We start from the raw sequence: 15,185 nt of genomic DNA, 5'->3' as shown, positions 1-15,185 counted from the left end.
ACAGATACCTAGTTTAATTTTTGTTCCCAACAGGAATGAGAGGAAACTTCAAAATACTGTCATGCAGGCACAGATGGGCTTTGCATGCGTTGGTGTACTGCGTACCGTGCCCCAGATTTTGGCCGGTTGATGGGTGGCAAAAGCTTAACCAGCGGTGAAAAAACATGTTCAAAGCCCTGTATGTAGAAAAAACACAAACTGGCCAGCAGGTTACGCTGCGCGAACTGGCAGAAGCAGACCTGCCAGAAGGGGATGTAACAATCCGGGTGCAGTGGTCATCCCTCAACTACAAGGATGCGCTTGCCCTTACAGGTAAAGGCCCGATCATACGTAACTGGCCCATGGTGCCGGGTATTGATCTGGCAGGCAAAGTGGAAGCCTCTACACATCCGGCAGTTCCTGTTGGGCAGGATGTTATTGTGACTGGGCATGGCTTGGGGGAAAGCCGCTGGGGCGGGTTTGCCCAACTGGCGCGTGTGCCGGGTTTATGGGCTTTGCCACAACCTTTGGGGTTGAATGGGCGGCAGGTTATGGCGCTTGGCACGGCTGGCTTTACGGCCATGCTATGTGTGCAGGCTCTTCAGCGTGAAGGGGTGGAACCAGCCAGTGGGCCAGTACTTGTAACGGGTGCCAGCGGTGGGGTGGGCAGCGTGGCTATCATGCTGCTGTCGCGGTTGGGGTATCAGGTTGTGGCTGTAACCGGGCGGTTGGAGGAACAACCTTACCTGCACAGTTTGGGGGCTGCAGAAGTATTACCGCGTGCGCACTTTACCACGCCATCTCGCCCGTTAGAAAAAGCGCGTTGGGCTGGTGCGGTTGATGTTGTGGGGGGGCAGGTTCTGGCCTCTGTATGTGCAAGTATGCGCCCGCAAGGGGTGGTTACAGCGTGTGGATTAGCCGGAGGGATGGATTTTCCCGCAACGGTTGCCCCGTTTATTTTGCGTGGTGTGACATTGGTGGGCATTGATAGCGTGCAATGCCCGCGGCGAGAGCGGCAGGAGGCATGGGCGCGCCTTGCTGAACTGATAAACCCGCGGCAGCTTGATGACATGGTGCGTGAGATTGATCTGGCGGAAGCCCCGCAGGCTGCAGATATGCTGCTGGCAGGGCATGTGCGGGGGCGGCTGGTTGTGCGTATTCCCTAAACTAACAGGTTAAGACGCAGCTCTGTTTTGCTTATTGGGTGGTTGATATTGCGTCAGAACCCCACCGGGCTGGAAGATATAGATGGTATCCGCATGTGCGATGGTTGCCGGGCGATGTGCAACCATAATGCGGGTGACGTTCATATCGCGTAGGGCCTCGGCCACCTTGTGTTCGGTCAGTTCATCCAGATGGCTGGTGGCTTCATCCAGAAACAGGATTTCAGGTTTGCGGTAGAGCGCGCGTGCCAGAATGACGCGCTGCTTCTGCCCGCCAGAAAGCCCACTGCCCATATCACCTACCAAGGTTTCAAACCCCATTGGCATGCGTTTGATATCATCAATAATGGCGGCGCGGGTGGCGCATTCCACCAGCCATGCTTCATCCACCTGTTCGGAAAAGCCGCTGATATTGTCTGCAATAGAGCCAGAGAACAGGCCATCATCTTGCAATACGCCGGCAATGCGGTTGCGATAGCCTTCAAGCGTCAGGCTTTCCAAATCCGCACCATCCAGCCGGATGCTGCCTTCCTGCGTTTCCATCAGCCCCATCAGGGCTTTAAGGAATGTGGTTTTGCCACAGCCCGAAGGGCCGACAATGGCTACACTGCTGCCTGCAGGCACTTCCAGTGAGATGTTGCGGAAGATCCACGGATCCTGCGAGCCATAGCGTGCAGACAGGCCAAAGCAACTAAGCGTGCCACTGGCCCGTTTCTCACCCGAGCGGGGTGGGGGCACTGCAGCCGTGGTACTTGTGGCTTCCGGGTCTGTCATCACAATGTCGGACAAACGGTCTGTCTGCACATTCAGCATACGTATCTGAAAGCCGCTGCTAATCAGATTGCCAATGCGTGTGGCGAACTGATCTTTGTAGGACAGGAAAGCCACCAGCATACCCACTGTCATATGGCCGCTCATGACAGCACCCGCGCCCAGAACCATCATAATCAGGCGGTCAGCGCCAAAAATCAGATCGCCCATGCGGCCATAGATCAGATCATACCGTTGCAGGCGTAGGCGGATGTTAATGCTGTCCACCAGCAAATTCAGCCATGTGGTACGGCGGCGCTCGCGCAGGCCCAAAAGCTTTACGCTGGCCATGCCGCGCAGGGTTTCTATAAAATGGCTTTGCTGGCGGGCATCAATAACAATTTGTTCTTCAGATGCCTCACGGTAGATGCGGTAGGTAATCAGCCGTAACAGCACATCCAGCCCCGTGGCCACCATAGCCACCATGCCCAGCCAGCCACCATAAATGAACAGCATGATGGCCATGCCCACGGCCATCAGCCCATCCATAACCGTTTGGACCATATCGGTGGTGATGGTTTTTTGGATGGTACCCAGTGAGTTAAAGCGTGAGAGTACATCGCCTACATGGCGTTTGGAAAAGTAATCCAGCGGCAAGCGAGAGAGATGGTCGAACAGGCTGGTGTTCCATTGCAGGCCAACCCGTGTGCTCAGCAGTAGCACGGCCCATTGACGCACACAGCCAATAAGCATCTGCAAGAGCAAAAGCAGGGCCATGCCACAGGCAATGGTAATAAGCAGTTCATGATCGGCCGTTACCACCACTTCATCAATCACGACCTGCGAGACCATGGGCATGATCAGCGCAATCACTTCCAGCCCAAGAGAAAGCGCACCCAGCACCATAAGGGCCGGGCGTAGCCCTGCTACATGGCGAAACAGATCGCGCAGGCGCAAGGTTTCTCGGTCATCCTCGCGGCGGAAGCTATCGTTTGGGGAGGCTTCCAGGGCAATACCCGTGAACTCGCGCGAGACTTCGCCCATGCTGAGTGTGCGGCGGCCTACTGCTGGATCATGAATGGTAACTTTGTTGCCCTTAACCTGCGTAAGCACCACAAAGTGGTTCATGCTCCAGTGCAAAATGCAGGGCATGCGCAGGTTGGGCAAATCTTCCAGTTCTAGCCGCACGGCACGGGTGGAGAGGCCCACCGTATCAGCCGTGGCGATAAGATCGCGCAGAGTAACGCCTTTAACGGATATGGAATAACGCCTGCGCAATGTGGCCAGATCAATCTGATTGCCATAATGGCCCATAATCATGGCCAGACATGCCAAACCACATTCTGCGGCTTCTACCTGTAAAATAACAGGCGTGCGCGAACGCCACCCGAATTCAAGGGATTTGAGGGTTACGCCCATTACCTCAATCCTCCGCTCACGGCGTAAAAATCATCGCGCATGCTAATAACAGGGTCGAAAATCCATTGGTACAATCTGCGGGTATCAATAGCGATATCGGCTTCCACTTCCATGCCAGCTTCAAGGGGCTTGTGTTGGCCATAGGCTTCAACAAACTGCTGATCGGGGCGCACACGAATGCGGTAAATATCTTGCCCCGGATTTTGGGATTGCGTTTTGTCTTTGTCTGAAGGAGCCGCTTTCTGGCCTGTGCCATCTGTTGCGGTGACGGGCGCACGAGTGATCTCGCTGACATGACCGCGATACAAACCAAAACGTTGGTAGGGAAAGGCAGCATAGCGCAGCAGCACGGGTTCGCCCTCATGCAAAAACCCTATAGAAGCAGAGCTGACATACAATTCAGCTTCCAAAGCATGGCCTGTGGGCAATAACGTGAGCAAAGGTGTGCCAGAGGAAACCTGCTGGCCGGGGTTAACGCGAATGGCGGTGAGGGTGCCATCATCTGGAGCAAGGATAATACTGCTGCGGTGGCCTTCACTTTCTGCAATCTGTTGGTCAATCTGGGCTATCTGCTTGTCCAGATCATTCAGATCATGCGCCAGTTGGCCATCGTAACGGATGAGCTTTGTGGTAAGGTCCGCAATCTTTCCTTCTGTATCTGTATAGCTTTGCAAAAACTGTGCATGACTACTGAGTAGTTGGGCATAGGTGTAAAGCTGGCTCTGGAACTGTGTTTCTGTCACCAGATGCGCGGACTGTGCCGTTTGCATGCGGCGTACGGCAGCTTCCACCACGGGCAGCACATGGGCATCGTTATCAAGCTGGTGCCCGATATGTTGGTGTTGCTGGTTGAGGTAACGGATCTGGGTCACCATGGATTGTTTTTCCACGGGCGCGTCTTGGGCGCGAATATCTTTTTGCTGCTGCAACAGATCGCGCTGGTGGCGTAACTGGGAGAGAATATGCTCCTGCGTGGGGCCTGATGAGGATGTGGCTTCCAGATCTATGGTGAACAGTACATCACCTTTTTTAACATGTTGGCCTTCCATGGCGTTTTGCAGGGCAATGGTGCCAGTTGTATTGGCGTTAACGGTAATAAGACCCGAAGGGGGAACCATTAAGCCAGTAGCGTGCACACGCCGGGTATAAACACCCCAGATAGTGTAGAGAATGGCCAGTACCACAAGGGCGAGCGTGAACCATGCCGCAATCCGGATAGAAAGCGGTTGAGAGGCCTGAACCTGCCCAAGCCATGATTGGCGCCGTGCTTCCAGAACCTCACGCCTAAAAAGGTCCGAACTCATGCAGGCTTTTTTGAAGAGTGCAAGGTTTTACCACTTTAGTATTTTTGCAAAATAACCAGGCGGCTTTTTGCAAACCGCCTGGAAATTTCTGAAATTAAACTTTCAGAACGTCACCCAGCAGGGAGGTCACGCCATTGGTCGTGGCGTCCAGACCCGTCAGCAGGCCGTCACCAATCGTGGTTACGCCGCTTGTTACAGCAGGAACCAGGGCATTAACCGTGCTGTTCACGCCGCCAAGGATGGTGGCCAGACCAACATCCAGACCAGCCAGTGTGTCTGTCAGTGTGGTGCCCAGAGCATCGCCCAGCGTGCCGCCAGCAACCATAGCGATTTCGGAATCGTTCAGAGTTTTCATAGGTTTTCACCTTCGACTAAGAAAGTTGTGCCATTGCGGCAGACCTATATTCTGGCAAAATATATTTTCTGACAATAGTATAGTAAAGTAACAAATAAAAGAATACCTAACAAATTAACTAAATAAACAAATGTATATTATATGTTATGTATTTATTTTGTTCATTAATGCTTATCAAAAATAAATAATCAAATCAGGTATGTAATTTTTGCATTCATAGGCATGCTTCAAAACCTCTTACGTTTTGGCATGTTTTCATGAAATTATATGGTGATTCTCAAATGTCAGATTCAAATACTATAGAAATTACCTCATCAAATCAGGATGTATCTCTTTCGGGTGCATCCGGACTGACAGGTTCCAATTATTATGAAATCAGCAATCCATATGATTACCATTTCACATTAGATCTTTCTATTTCTACATCAGATCTATATGCAACGTATGATCCAACAACTAAAGAAACAATTATCAGTACAGATCTTAACGAAGGCATTGGTTATACAAACCAGAAATTGTACGTTGTGATACCAGATACAACAACGGTTTCTAACCCGCTAAACATTGCCCCAAGCTTATCAGGCGCATATTCGGTTGCAACTATTTCAACAGATGGAACGTACAGCGATACATTTTCATGTTTTTTAAAAGATTCTTTAATAAAAACACAAAATGGATATATGCCGGTGCAGGATATTGCTCCCGGTGAAAAGGTTTCTGTTTTTATTGATGGTACAGAAGAACAAAAAGAAGTGGTATGGGCAGGAACAGCACATGTTGTTGTCAATGCCAATTTGCCAGAAGATCAAGCTGGATATCCTATACGGATTCTAAAAAATTCTATTGCAGAAAACGTACCTTTTAAAGATATGTTGATAACACCCGAACATTGTCTGTTTGTGGAAGGAAAGTTTGTTCCTGCACGTATGTTGGTAAATGGTCGTTCCATTTATTATGATACCACCATGACATCTTATGATTACTACCATATTGAAACGGAAAAACATTCAGTCATTATGGCAGATGGTATGCTGACTGAAAGCTATCTGGATACAGGAAGCCGTCGTAACTTCCAGCAGGCTGGCAAAGTTGTCAGAATTGGTGGAAAGCAGAAAAACTGGCAGAAAGATGCCGCTGCACCATTGGGTGTTCAGCGTGATTTTGTTGAACCAATTTTCCAAAAATTGGAAGAAAAAGCAAAAGATCTGGGAATCGAGGGCCGTGCAGAAGCAAAAGTTCTTATTGAAGACCCGGACCTCAAGTTAATTACCAACAGTGGGGCAACTATTTATCCATTCAAAAAATCCGAGAACATTTACAGCTTCATGCTTCCCGCAGGGGTGGAGAGTGTGCGCGTGGTATCTCGCTCCAGCCGCCCTTGTGATTCTATCGGACCGTTTGTGGATGATCGTCGTCAAATGGGTGTTGCTGTTGGCAAAATCCATTTTGGCTCTATCCGGGTGTCGCAGCAGGTTCAGGAGCATCTGGCGCCATCCAAGCCAGAAGGGTGGCATGATATGGGCTGGCAAGATTGCGCATGGACCAACGGCAATGCATTGTTGCCACTGCACAACATCGTAACAAGCAAAATGGGTATTCTCAGCCTGGAAGTCCGAGCAGCTGGCCCATATGTTGTACAGGCCGACCAACAGGAATATGCTGCGTTGTCAGCATAGTTTCTGCTGTCAGGAGCTACGGAATAGAAAAAGCCCCAACATCTGTAAAAAGATGTTGGGGCTCATAATAAAATCCCATTAGAAAATGGGTAGCTTTTTAAGCTTCCAGACCACCATCAACCGGAATGGCTGCACCCGTAATGTATTCAGCCTGCGGGCTGGCAAGGAAGGCAACAGTAGATGCAATGTCTGCTACGGTGCCATAAGCACCGGTTGCGACAAAACTGCTGATCAGTTTTGCAACTTCGCCTTCAGCCGGGTTCATGTCTGTATCAATCGGGCCGGGTTCCACCACGTTGGCCGTAATGCCTTTTGGCCCCAGATCCCGCGCAACGCCTTTGGCAAAGCCGCGGAGTGCCGCTTTGGTGGTGGCGTAAAGGGAAATGCCGGGGAAAGGCGCACGCGCACCAAAGGCAGAACCGATAAAGATAAGGCGCCCACCTTTTTGCATGTGCTTTGTGGCCTCTGCTGTTTCAATCATAACAGCGCGCACGTTCAGGTTGAGAACTTTTTCAATATCTTCAACGCTGGTTTCGTTAATTGGGCCATAAGGAAACATGCCCGCATTGCACACCAGCGCATCAATCCGGCCAAAATCTGCAATGGTTTTGGCAATAACAGCCTTGTTGCCTTCTACCGTGGCACCATTGGCTTTGATTGTAACGGCCTTACGGCCAAGTGCGCGCACTTTCTGGGCAACCTTTTCGGCAGCCTCTGCACTGTTGGCGTAAGACAGGGCAATGTCGTAGCCATCTTTTGCCAGAGCCTCAACAATAGCGGCACCAATGCCTCGGCTTCCGCCAGTTACAAGCGCAACACGGTTGCTCATAGTGTTTAACCTTTCTTCTATTTTGCGTGGGCAGGGCAGAGTTTAGGCGGCGTTCAGGTCCAGCATCAGCCGGATGTTCTGCAACGCAGCACCAGATGCCCCTTTGCCCAGATTATCCAAACGGGCCGTAAGCAGTGCCTGTCGGTTCTGGGTATTGGCATGCACGCGCAGTTCCATTCTGTCGCTTCCCGCAAGGGCTTCGGCAGAAAGTTTTGGCTCTGCGGCCAGCACACGCACATGGTCTTGCCCTGCGTAGCGTTTTTCCAGAATGTTGTGCAGGTCTTCCCCGCTCACGTTTCCGTTCAGATCATCCAGATGCAGCGGGATGGACACAATCATGCCGCGCGCAAAATGCCCAACAGAAGGCACAAAAACCGGCCTGCGCTTAAGCCCCGCATGTTGATGAATTTCGGGCACGTGCTTGTGCTCAAGCTTCAGGCCATACAGTTCAAATGCAGGGCCATCATCGCCCTCATGCGCTTCTATCATGCTGCGGCCACCGCCGGAGTATCCGCTAATGGCGTTAATACACACCGGGTAGCGCGCATCCATCACACCGGCATCCACCAGCGGGCGCAGCAGGGCAATGGCACCTGTGGGGTAACAACCGGGGTTGGTTACGCGGGGGGCAATGGCAATGGCTTGGGCCTGTCCAGCTTCCAGTTCGGGAAAGCCATAAACCCAGCCGGGTGCTGTGCGGAAAGCCGTGCTGGCATCCAGAATGCGGGGTGCGGCATCGCCTAGCTCTGCGGCCATTTCAACAGCCTCGCGGGAGGCATCATCAGGCAGGCACAGCACAACCAGATCGGCCGCCTGCATGGCTTCCTTACGAGCGGTTGGGTCCTTGCGGTGTGCGGGTTCTACGGAATGGAGCGTGACAGGCAAAGGGGCAAGGCGTTCGCGAATTTCAAGCCCTGTTGTGCCGGCTTCACCATCAATAAAGACTACGGGTTTCTGTGTCATGCCTTACCTCATTCTGGTTCTGGCGGCAGATTAGGCTTTCTGGGTGCTGCCGCATAGACGGCACGGCTGTTTATGGCAAAATGCCATCATATCTTTTTGCACCGGGTAGCGGTGTATGTATGCAAACCAAAGGCAGAAACAAGCATGACCACTTCCCCCGCATCCCGCCAACCAACAAAAAGCGCACAACAGGGCAACAGCCAGCAGGCAGCATACGAATTGCAACGTCTGCTCGCCCTTATGGCCCGTTTGCGAGACCCCAAGGAGGGCTGCCCGTGGGACAGAGAGCAAACGCATGAAAGCATAGCACCCTACGCCATTGAAGAAGCGTATGAAGTGCTGGATGCCATCCAGAAAAAAGATTGGAATGCGTTTCCCGATGAATTGGGAGACCTGCTGCTACAGGTTGTGTATCAAGCCCAGCTTGCGCAGGAAGAGGGGCGGTTTGATTTTGCAACCGTAGCCCGCATGATTACGGAAAAGATGATCCGCCGCCACCCCCATGTGGTGTTTGGAGCCGATGTGCTGGAAGACCATGCCGTAGCGGATACGCCGCAACCAAAGCAGGACATTCCCGGCCAATGGGAGACGTTGAAAGAGCAGGAACGGCAACGTAGTGCCGGGCAAACTGGTAAAGGGGCGGCTATACCGGGTGCCTTGGCGGGAGTGCCGCCAGCATTGCCTGCATTATTACGCGCCTCCAAACTGGCTGCGCGGGCTGCACGTGTGGGGTTTGACTGGCCTGATATTTCTGGCGTGGTGGCCAAGGTTCATGAAGAGATTGAAGAGTTTTCTGTTGAGCTGGAAGCCGGTAATCGTGAGCGCATGCAGGATGAACTGGGCGATGTTCTGTTTTCCATTGCCAGTCTGGCACGGAGGCTGAAGCTGGACCCGGAAGCCTGCTTGCGCCAGGCATGTGACAAATTCACTCGCAGGTTTGAAGGTGTGGAGGCTGTTCTGGCGGAACAGGGGCTTTCCATGCAAGACCAAAGCGTGGAAATGCTTGATAGTATTTGGAAGGATGTCAAAAAAGCAGAAAGTAAAAAGTAACGCCAGCAGAGGCAGGTTTGGCATATTTACAAAGTAGGGCAGGCTGCTATGGCCTGCCCATGTATGAAGGATATTAGTCTGTCAGGCTTTGGCCCTTTTTTGTAAGGTCGCTGCACAGCTTTACGCGCTTGGAAAGTTCAAGCGTGGCAATATCAAAGGGTTTGGATGTGCTGTTTTGTAGCAACCCTTGCCCCCCTAAAGAATATCCCTGATCGTTCCGCACATCGGGGCGTTTGGAAAGATTGCGGGCCACACTGCGTGGTGTTGTGCCAGAGGCATAATTTTTATGCACGCAATAGGAAAGCAGCCCCGCCACGTTGCCGGTGCTTGCGTTTTCTATTGATGGCAGGCCACCTTCCCCCAAAACGCCGGGGGTGGCTGTGGTAGAGGTGCCCGAAACATTCCCCACAACCTGTGCGCCATTTGTAGGAGCAGAAGCCGGATGGGCCGGATCTGTTACCGGAAGGGCATCTGCAGGAGTGGTCGGAAATGTGGTGCCTGCTGGAAGATGGGAAGGTGTGTTCTGTGCGTGTGCCATACTTGCGGCACTGAGCCCCAGAATACAGCTTGCAGCCATTATTGTTTTTTTGGTGGAGAACATTTAGATAGCCCTTTCAAAATTTTCCATACAACAGGTCTTATTCAAAAAAGTGCCGCTATCTTTTGTAATAAAAGCGCAATAGCGGGTTCTGCCTACTAGAATGCGCCAGAGTGGGAAAAGTTCTTTTCTACTGTAATTGGTCAGATCTTGCTGCGCTGTTGTTGTAAAATAGTTTTTGAAAATCTTGTTTTACAAAAAGGAAAGGCCCGGCAGAACCGGGCCTTTTTGAAACATATAAATATTTTGTGAAGCCGAGCCTTAGGCCTTGGGGGCTTCTGGCTGTGTGCCCTGCGCCAGATATTCCATCAGGCGGCGAGAAAAGGCATTTACATCCTTGGGAGTGTCACCATTCTGAATGCTGGCAACATCCAGCAGAATATGGGCCAAGGCATCCACTTTTTCACCAGCTTTTACCTTTTGTGCCAGCGTATGCACGATAGGATGTGCCGGGTTGAGTTCCAGAATGGGTGCCGCTTCTGGCATGTTCTGCCCGCTGCGTTGCAGCAGTTTGCGCAGTTGCAGATCCGGCCCACCTTCTGGCGCACTCAGCACCATTGCGCTGGAAACCAGACGATCTGTGGCGCATATGTCTGAAACATCTTCGCCCAGTGCTTCTTTCAGGGCTGGAATCAGGGCTTCCATGTCTGCCTTTTCGGCAGATGTTTCTTCTGGCGCACCAAATTTTTCCAGATCAGTCATACCCTGTGCCACGTTGCGCAGGGCTTTGCCCTCATACGTGCCCAGACGTTCTGGCCAGAAGGAATCAACCGGGTCAGACAGCAGCAACACTTCCACACTGCGTGCCTTGAAGCCTTCAATCTGCGGAGATGCCGCCAGCACTTCTGCGCTATCACCCGTTACATAGTAAATGGCATCCTGTTCCGGCTTCATGCGGCTGATGTAGTCATCCAGAGAGGTCAGACCATCTACAGCGCTGGAGCGGAAGCGGCTGAGTGCGGCAACTTCCGTGCGGTACGCTGGGTCATCCCACATGCCTTCTTTCAACACCGGGCCAAAATTTTCCCAAAATGCAGCGTAGCTTTCGGCATCCTTGGCGCGGGTTTTCAGCTCACCCATCACCTTGCTGGTGACAGCCTTGCGAATGCGTGCGAGCACAGGGGTAGCCTGCAACATTTCGCGCGAAACGTTAAGCGGCAGGTCTTCCGTATCTACAACGCCCTGCACAAAGCGCAGCCACGGCGGCAGAATTTCGGCTTCATCAGTAATAAACATGCGGCGCACATGCAGGCGTAGTTTGCTTTCGCGCGTTTGTTCCGCAAATTCAAAAGGCCGCATGGAAGGGATAAACAGCAGGGCTGCAAATTCAATGGTGCCTTCTGCGCGCCAGTGCAGGGTATCCCACGGTTTATCGAAGTTGTGGGTCAGGTGTCGGTAGAATTCTTCAAGCTGTTCTTCTGTAATTTCACTTTTGGGTTTTAGCCAAAGTGCTTTACCTTCATTGGCTGTTTCTTCCTTACCGTCATGCAGGATCGTTACAGGCCATGCAATGTTGTCCGACCATTTGCGAATAATGGTTTGCAGGCGGGTGGGGTCCAGAAACTCTTCAGCATCAGACTTGATGTGCAGGGTGATATCTGTGCCCGGCTTATCACGCGTGGCGGGTTCCAACGTGTAAGATCCACGTCCATCGGAAGTCCAGCGCCATGCTTCATCAGAACCCGCGCGGCGGGACACAACATCCACTTTATCCGCCACCATGAAGGCCGCATAAAAGCCCACACCGAACTGACCGATCAGGCTGGGGCGATCTTCCGGTTTGGCGTTTTCAAGCTGCTGGCCAAAGGCGCGGGTGCCAGAACGTGCAATGGTGCCAAGGTTGTTAATAAGTTCTTCCTTGGTCATGCCCGAACCATCATCGGTAATGGTCAGCAGGCGTGCGTCTTTATCCGGGTTGATATGAATTTTGGCATCTTCTGGCAGGGCGCGAGCGCCATCTGTCAGGGCTTCAAAGCGTCTGCGGTCTGTGGCATCTGCTGCGTTGGCCACGAGTTCGCGCAGGAAGATTTCTCTTTCAGAATAAAGAGAGTGGACAACCAGATCCAGCATCCGCCCAACTTCTGCACTAAACTCCCGCGTTTCGGCATTGGGTGTGGTGTTCTGGGTTGTTTCTGTCATGTTCACGTCCTGTAATGCATTGTTTGCTTTTATGTGATTATCAGATGTGGTGGTTGTGCTACGTTTTCAATATCCACTCCGTTAGATAATACGCATGCTTCTTTTCTATAAACCGTGGGAAGCGGGAAAGAGTTTCAGAAGCTTTTCCGTAAGCGTGGCCAGCGCGTTGGAAAGCGGTGCAAAGCCTGCGTGGCAGATATGGGTTTCTTCATCCATGTACAAACTTCTGCGCATTTCAATTTGCAGGGCATGCAGGTTTTGCTGCGGTCTGCCGTAATGGCGGGTGATATATCCACCAGCGTAAGGTTGGTTGCGCGTGGTACGGAAGCCTAGGCTCTGTAAGGTCTGTTCGGCTGTGCTGATAATATCTGGGTGGCATGTGGTGCCGTGGGCATCGCCCAGCACAAAGTCTGGGCTTGCCGCTTCAGGCACATCGGGCATGGAGTGTAAGTCTAGCAGCATGCAGGTGCCGTGTTCTGCGCGTGTTTTGTCCAGCATATCGGCCAGCGTGGCATGGTAAGGCATCCAATAATGGCGGATGCGCAGGGCGGCTTCCATAAAAGGCAGGCGATGCCGGTAAATGGGCTTTCTGTTGCCGACAATACGTGGAATGGAGCCAAGACCGGCAAGACCACGCTCTGTAGGGCGTACAAAAGCAGGAATGGGGCCATGGAACATGCGCGTATCCAGATCCCACGCGCCACGGTTTACATCGCAAAACACGCGGGGGAAGGTGGCATGTAGCAAGGCTGGCCCTAAGGCATGTGCCTGCTCTGCCAAAAGGTGAATATGGCTATCCTCTCCACTGCGTAAGACAGAAAGAGGCTGGCGGGAGTTTTGCACAAAGGCTTCTGGGTAAAACTGCCCGGAATGAGGGGAGGCCAGCACAATTGGCGCACCCACGCTACCTCGCACCACAAACGGAGCCGGCGCGATGGCCCGGCTTGTCTGATCTGACAAGTCTGCCTCTGATGTGTTTTCCAGCAAACGTGCCAAATGGCGTGGCAGCAGGGAGTGGGCAAGGTTTTTCATGTTGCTGGTATTCTAAGGGGTTGCGTTTGCCACGCAAGAAGGATAAAAGGCGGCCCACGGTTACGGATGGGCGCATAGCTCAGCGGTAGAGCACTATCTTGACATGGTAGGGGTCACAGGTTCAATCCCTGTTGCGCCCACCATCCCTAACCAGCAGTTTTCTGCGGATTTTGAGCATTACTCTCCCTAAAAAATCTATCTATATAGTGCCATTAAGCGGCATCAATTCGTATTATTTGGCAGCTATATCCGTGCCAGATCCGTGCCGCTCAGACAGCCCCCACCAAGCGCGAATCTCTTCACGATATGCATCAGGCGTTTTCTTTGCATAGCGCGCCACGATGCCCATAGTCCCCCATCCTCTTTGAGAGCCGAAATGTCACGATACAGACAATAGTGCCACGATGCCCATGTATGTCGTAAATCATGAGGCGTAACGTCAGGAACAAAGATGGTCTTTTCCTTTGTTATTCCTTTCGGTGTCCAAACCCGCATATGGCCAGGCAACCCAGCCTTTCTACATGCGACTGACCAAGCCGCTTTTATCTGACCGCCGCTTGCTCTCCTTTTGTCTGCATATCCTCTCCCAATCCCCCGTCTGTAGCGCGGCCGGAACACAGGCCCGTCTCTATCAGGAAGCGGCGCTCGACCTTTCACAGCGGCATGATTAGCAGGTGCTTAGCCTTCCATTTGCGTATCAGCTAGCGGGCAGCCCTGTCCTTACAGGGCAGCTTAGATGGTTTGTTCTTCTATCCTTTGAGAACACGGCCCACTTATTGTGCTGCTTTGGCGCCGCGACCAGCGTGGCATTCAGGATCTGTCTCGATATTGATAGATAGTCAGCATCCCGCTCAGGCGCGACAGTGGTCCCTCGGCATCAAATCAACCCTACATGCTTCATGCCATCATCCCTTCATCACGGTACGGGGATGGAATCATATATACACTCTCAAAACCAAGAGGTTTTTAGAACCTTCCAGATTTTTTCGGCTTGGACGGATATTTTTCCCATATCGTGAACATTTGTTCTCATTTTGTTCTTGACGTTTCCGCGTGGTCGCTGCTATTCCTGCGTCATCATCTCGGGAAGAAAAATATCATCCCAGATGAAAATTAAAGGGATTTTCCGAATAACGGCATAGGTTGTCGCTCGGAATCCCATTTCAAAAAATGGAGGCGTCCGTATGGACGAACGTAAATAATGTCGGGGACGACAACGTCCTCTGGCACCCCTATCTCGTCTTTGCCGCAGGCGAGTGCCGTATCCAGTACAGATACACTTGTGGGTGTCGTTACATCAGCTGGCACGACGCAGGCAGAACAGATACCTGTTTCTGTTTTAGCTGAAGGTATTTCTGAAACTATCGGTTTATCTGATGCGGTAACTGCAGCTCAGGCGGCAGCAGAAACGGCCACAACACAGGCAGAACAGGCAACCGAGAATGCAGCCAATGGTGTAAACGCAGCACGCGGTAAAGCGAATGGTGTGGCTGCTTTGGATGGAAGCGGCAATCTGGCGCTGACAGACGGTACAGCCCTGCAATCTGCGCTGACCGTTGTGCCTGCCACACAGACCCAGACAGCAACACTGAAGCCGATTTTGGCTTTGGATGAAAGCGCAAAGATACGGACATCATCAGGAGATATCGCACTTTCTGATATGGCGACAGCCATGCAGGATGATGATTACCTGACTGTTCTAGGTGGCGCTGTGGTGGCACGGCCAAGAACCACGGGTGCTGTTCCATCAGATTTCACCGTGAACGGGAATGTGTATGTGGCGCCGGCTGCCTACATTAGCAATCTCTCATCTCTGCCTGCCGGTCTGTCTGTGGATGCCGATACCGGAATTGTCCTGACAGACGGCAGCATTTTCTTTCCTAACACCATTAACAACATTGGCGTTCTGTGCGCCGTTTCGGAGTAAT

12 protein-coding genes and 1 tRNA gene are annotated in these 15,185 nt (G+C 52.1%); 5 read left to right on the top strand and 8 right to left on the bottom strand.

Translation table 11 applies throughout. The features are described 5' to 3' along the window. The first annotated feature begins 164 nt into the window (after window positions 1-164). Window positions 165-1,145 carry an acrylyl-CoA reductase (NADPH) gene (gene acuI / locus FCN51_RS17635; RefSeq protein ID WP_160256491.1) on the top strand — a complete coding sequence of 327 codons (981 nt, stop codon included), beginning with the start codon at window positions 165-167 and terminating at the stop codon, window positions 1,143-1,145. A gap of 9 nt (window positions 1,146-1,154) precedes the next feature. Here the strand turns inward: acuI and FCN51_RS17630 are convergent, their stop codons facing one another. The 3 genes from FCN51_RS17630 to FCN51_RS17620 all read right to left on the bottom strand — a co-directional run bounded on the left by FCN51_RS17630 (window position 1,155) and on the right by FCN51_RS17620 (window position 4,970). Further along, window positions 1,155-3,311: a peptidase domain-containing ABC transporter gene (locus FCN51_RS17630; protein ID WP_160256490.1), complete on the bottom strand. Its 2,157-nt coding sequence runs from the start codon at window positions 3,309-3,311 to the stop codon at window positions 1,155-1,157. Further along, window positions 3,311-4,615, bottom strand: coding sequence for an HlyD family secretion protein (locus tag FCN51_RS17625; RefSeq protein WP_124294963.1), 1,305 nt, complete (start codon window positions 4,613-4,615; stop codon window positions 3,311-3,313). Before FCN51_RS17625 ends, FCN51_RS17630 begins: the two co-directional genes overlap by 1 nt. 94 nt (window positions 4,616-4,709) lie before the next feature. Further along, a complete protein-coding gene (locus tag FCN51_RS17620; RefSeq protein ID WP_003623753.1) occupies window positions 4,710-4,970 on the bottom strand; it encodes a hypothetical protein in 261 nt (86 codons plus the stop codon). A gap of 257 nt (window positions 4,971-5,227) precedes the next feature. Here FCN51_RS17620 and FCN51_RS17615 point away from each other — a divergent pair, with 257 nt between their 5' ends. After that, the gene (locus FCN51_RS17615) at window positions 5,228-6,646 is read left to right on the top strand and encodes a Hint domain-containing protein (protein ID WP_160256489.1); all 1,419 of its coding nucleotides are present in this window, start codon (window positions 5,228-5,230) and stop codon (window positions 6,644-6,646) included. A 97-nt stretch (window positions 6,647-6,743) separates the two neighbouring features. On the opposite strand, the gene FCN51_RS17610 is transcribed toward FCN51_RS17615, so the two are convergent. Both FCN51_RS17610 and argC read right to left on the bottom strand, forming a co-directional pair. Further along, window positions 6,744-7,475: an SDR family NAD(P)-dependent oxidoreductase gene (locus FCN51_RS17610; RefSeq protein ID WP_003629760.1), complete on the bottom strand. Its 732-nt coding sequence runs from the start codon at window positions 7,473-7,475 to the stop codon at window positions 6,744-6,746. Window positions 7,476-7,517: 42 nt separating this feature from the next. Then, on the bottom strand, window positions 7,518-8,438 hold the full coding sequence (gene argC / locus FCN51_RS17605; protein ID WP_160256488.1) for an N-acetyl-gamma-glutamyl-phosphate reductase: 921 nt from the start codon (window positions 8,436-8,438) through the stop codon (window positions 7,518-7,520). Between the two features lie 72 nt (window positions 8,439-8,510). Between argC and mazG the strand changes: the two genes are divergently transcribed. Then, complete coding sequence (gene mazG / locus FCN51_RS17600; RefSeq protein WP_160256487.1) at window positions 8,511-9,488, top strand: nucleoside triphosphate pyrophosphohydrolase; 978 nt, start codon at window positions 8,511-8,513, stop codon at window positions 9,486-9,488. A gap of 73 nt (window positions 9,489-9,561) precedes the next feature. Here the strand turns inward: mazG and FCN51_RS17595 are convergent, their stop codons facing one another. From FCN51_RS17595 to FCN51_RS17585, 3 genes are all read right to left on the bottom strand, one after another. Continuing rightward, window positions 9,562-10,089 carry a DUF2501 domain-containing protein gene (locus tag FCN51_RS17595; RefSeq protein WP_012812417.1) on the bottom strand — a complete coding sequence of 176 codons (528 nt, stop codon included), beginning with the start codon at window positions 10,087-10,089 and terminating at the stop codon, window positions 9,562-9,564. Between the two features lie 258 nt (window positions 10,090-10,347). Then, entirely contained in the window at window positions 10,348-12,225 is a 1,878-nt protein-coding gene (gene htpG, locus FCN51_RS17590) for a molecular chaperone HtpG (protein WP_160256486.1), read from the bottom strand. Window positions 12,226-12,330: 105 nt separating this feature from the next. Beyond that, window positions 12,331-13,257, bottom strand: coding sequence for an N-formylglutamate amidohydrolase (locus FCN51_RS17585; protein ID WP_160256485.1), 927 nt, complete (start codon window positions 13,255-13,257; stop codon window positions 12,331-12,333). 68 nt (window positions 13,258-13,325) lie between these two features. Here FCN51_RS17585 and FCN51_RS17580 point away from each other — a divergent pair. Together FCN51_RS17580 and FCN51_RS17575 are read left to right on the top strand one after the other, a co-directional pair. Next, window positions 13,326-13,400, top strand: a tRNA-Val gene (locus FCN51_RS17580). Window positions 13,401-14,458: 1,058 nt separating this feature from the next. Continuing rightward, complete coding sequence (locus tag FCN51_RS17575) at window positions 14,459-15,184, top strand: hypothetical protein (protein ID WP_160256484.1); 726 nt, start codon at window positions 14,459-14,461, stop codon at window positions 15,182-15,184. Window position 15,185: the final 1 nt, after the last annotated feature.

The organism is Acetobacter pasteurianus (genome assembly GCF_009914215.2).
GTDB classification, from domain to species: domain Bacteria; phylum Pseudomonadota; class Alphaproteobacteria; order Acetobacterales; family Acetobacteraceae; genus Acetobacter; species Acetobacter pasteurianus.
Note: the sequence above shows the minus strand (reverse complement) of the source record. Positions and strands in the feature narration are given on the sequence as shown.

Excerpts from the sequence above, each read along its gene's own strand:
- FCN51_RS17620 (WP_003623753.1), bottom strand. The coding sequence starts at position 4,970 with ATGAAAACTCTGAACGATTCCGAAATCGCTATGGTTGCTGGCGGCACG.
- FCN51_RS17615 (WP_160256489.1), top strand. The coding sequence starts at position 5,228 with ATGAAATTATATGGTGATTCTCAAATGTCAGATTCAAATACTATAGAA.
- FCN51_RS17585 (WP_160256485.1), bottom strand. The coding sequence starts at position 13,257 with ATGAAAAACCTTGCCCACTCCCTGCTGCCACGCCATTTGGCACGTTTG.
- FCN51_RS17630 (WP_160256490.1), bottom strand. The coding sequence starts at position 3,311 with ATGGGCGTAACCCTCAAATCCCTTGAATTCGGGTGGCGTTCGCGCACG.
- acuI (WP_160256491.1), top strand. The coding sequence starts at position 165 with ATGTTCAAAGCCCTGTATGTAGAAAAAACACAAACTGGCCAGCAGGTT.
- FCN51_RS17625 (WP_124294963.1), bottom strand. The coding sequence starts at position 4,615 with ATGAGTTCGGACCTTTTTAGGCGTGAGGTTCTGGAAGCACGGCGCCAA.
- FCN51_RS17610 (WP_003629760.1), bottom strand. The coding sequence starts at position 7,475 with ATGAGCAACCGTGTTGCGCTTGTAACTGGCGGAAGCCGAGGCATTGGT.
- mazG (WP_160256487.1), top strand. The coding sequence starts at position 8,511 with ATGGCAAAATGCCATCATATCTTTTTGCACCGGGTAGCGGTGTATGTA.
- FCN51_RS17575 (WP_160256484.1), top strand. The coding sequence starts at position 14,459 with ATGTCGGGGACGACAACGTCCTCTGGCACCCCTATCTCGTCTTTGCCG.
- htpG (WP_160256486.1), bottom strand. The coding sequence starts at position 12,225 with ATGACAGAAACAACCCAGAACACCACACCCAATGCCGAAACGCGGGAG.
- FCN51_RS17595 (WP_012812417.1), bottom strand. The coding sequence starts at position 10,089 with ATGTTCTCCACCAAAAAAACAATAATGGCTGCAAGCTGTATTCTGGGG.
- argC (WP_160256488.1), bottom strand. The coding sequence starts at position 8,438 with ATGACACAGAAACCCGTAGTCTTTATTGATGGTGAAGCCGGCACAACA.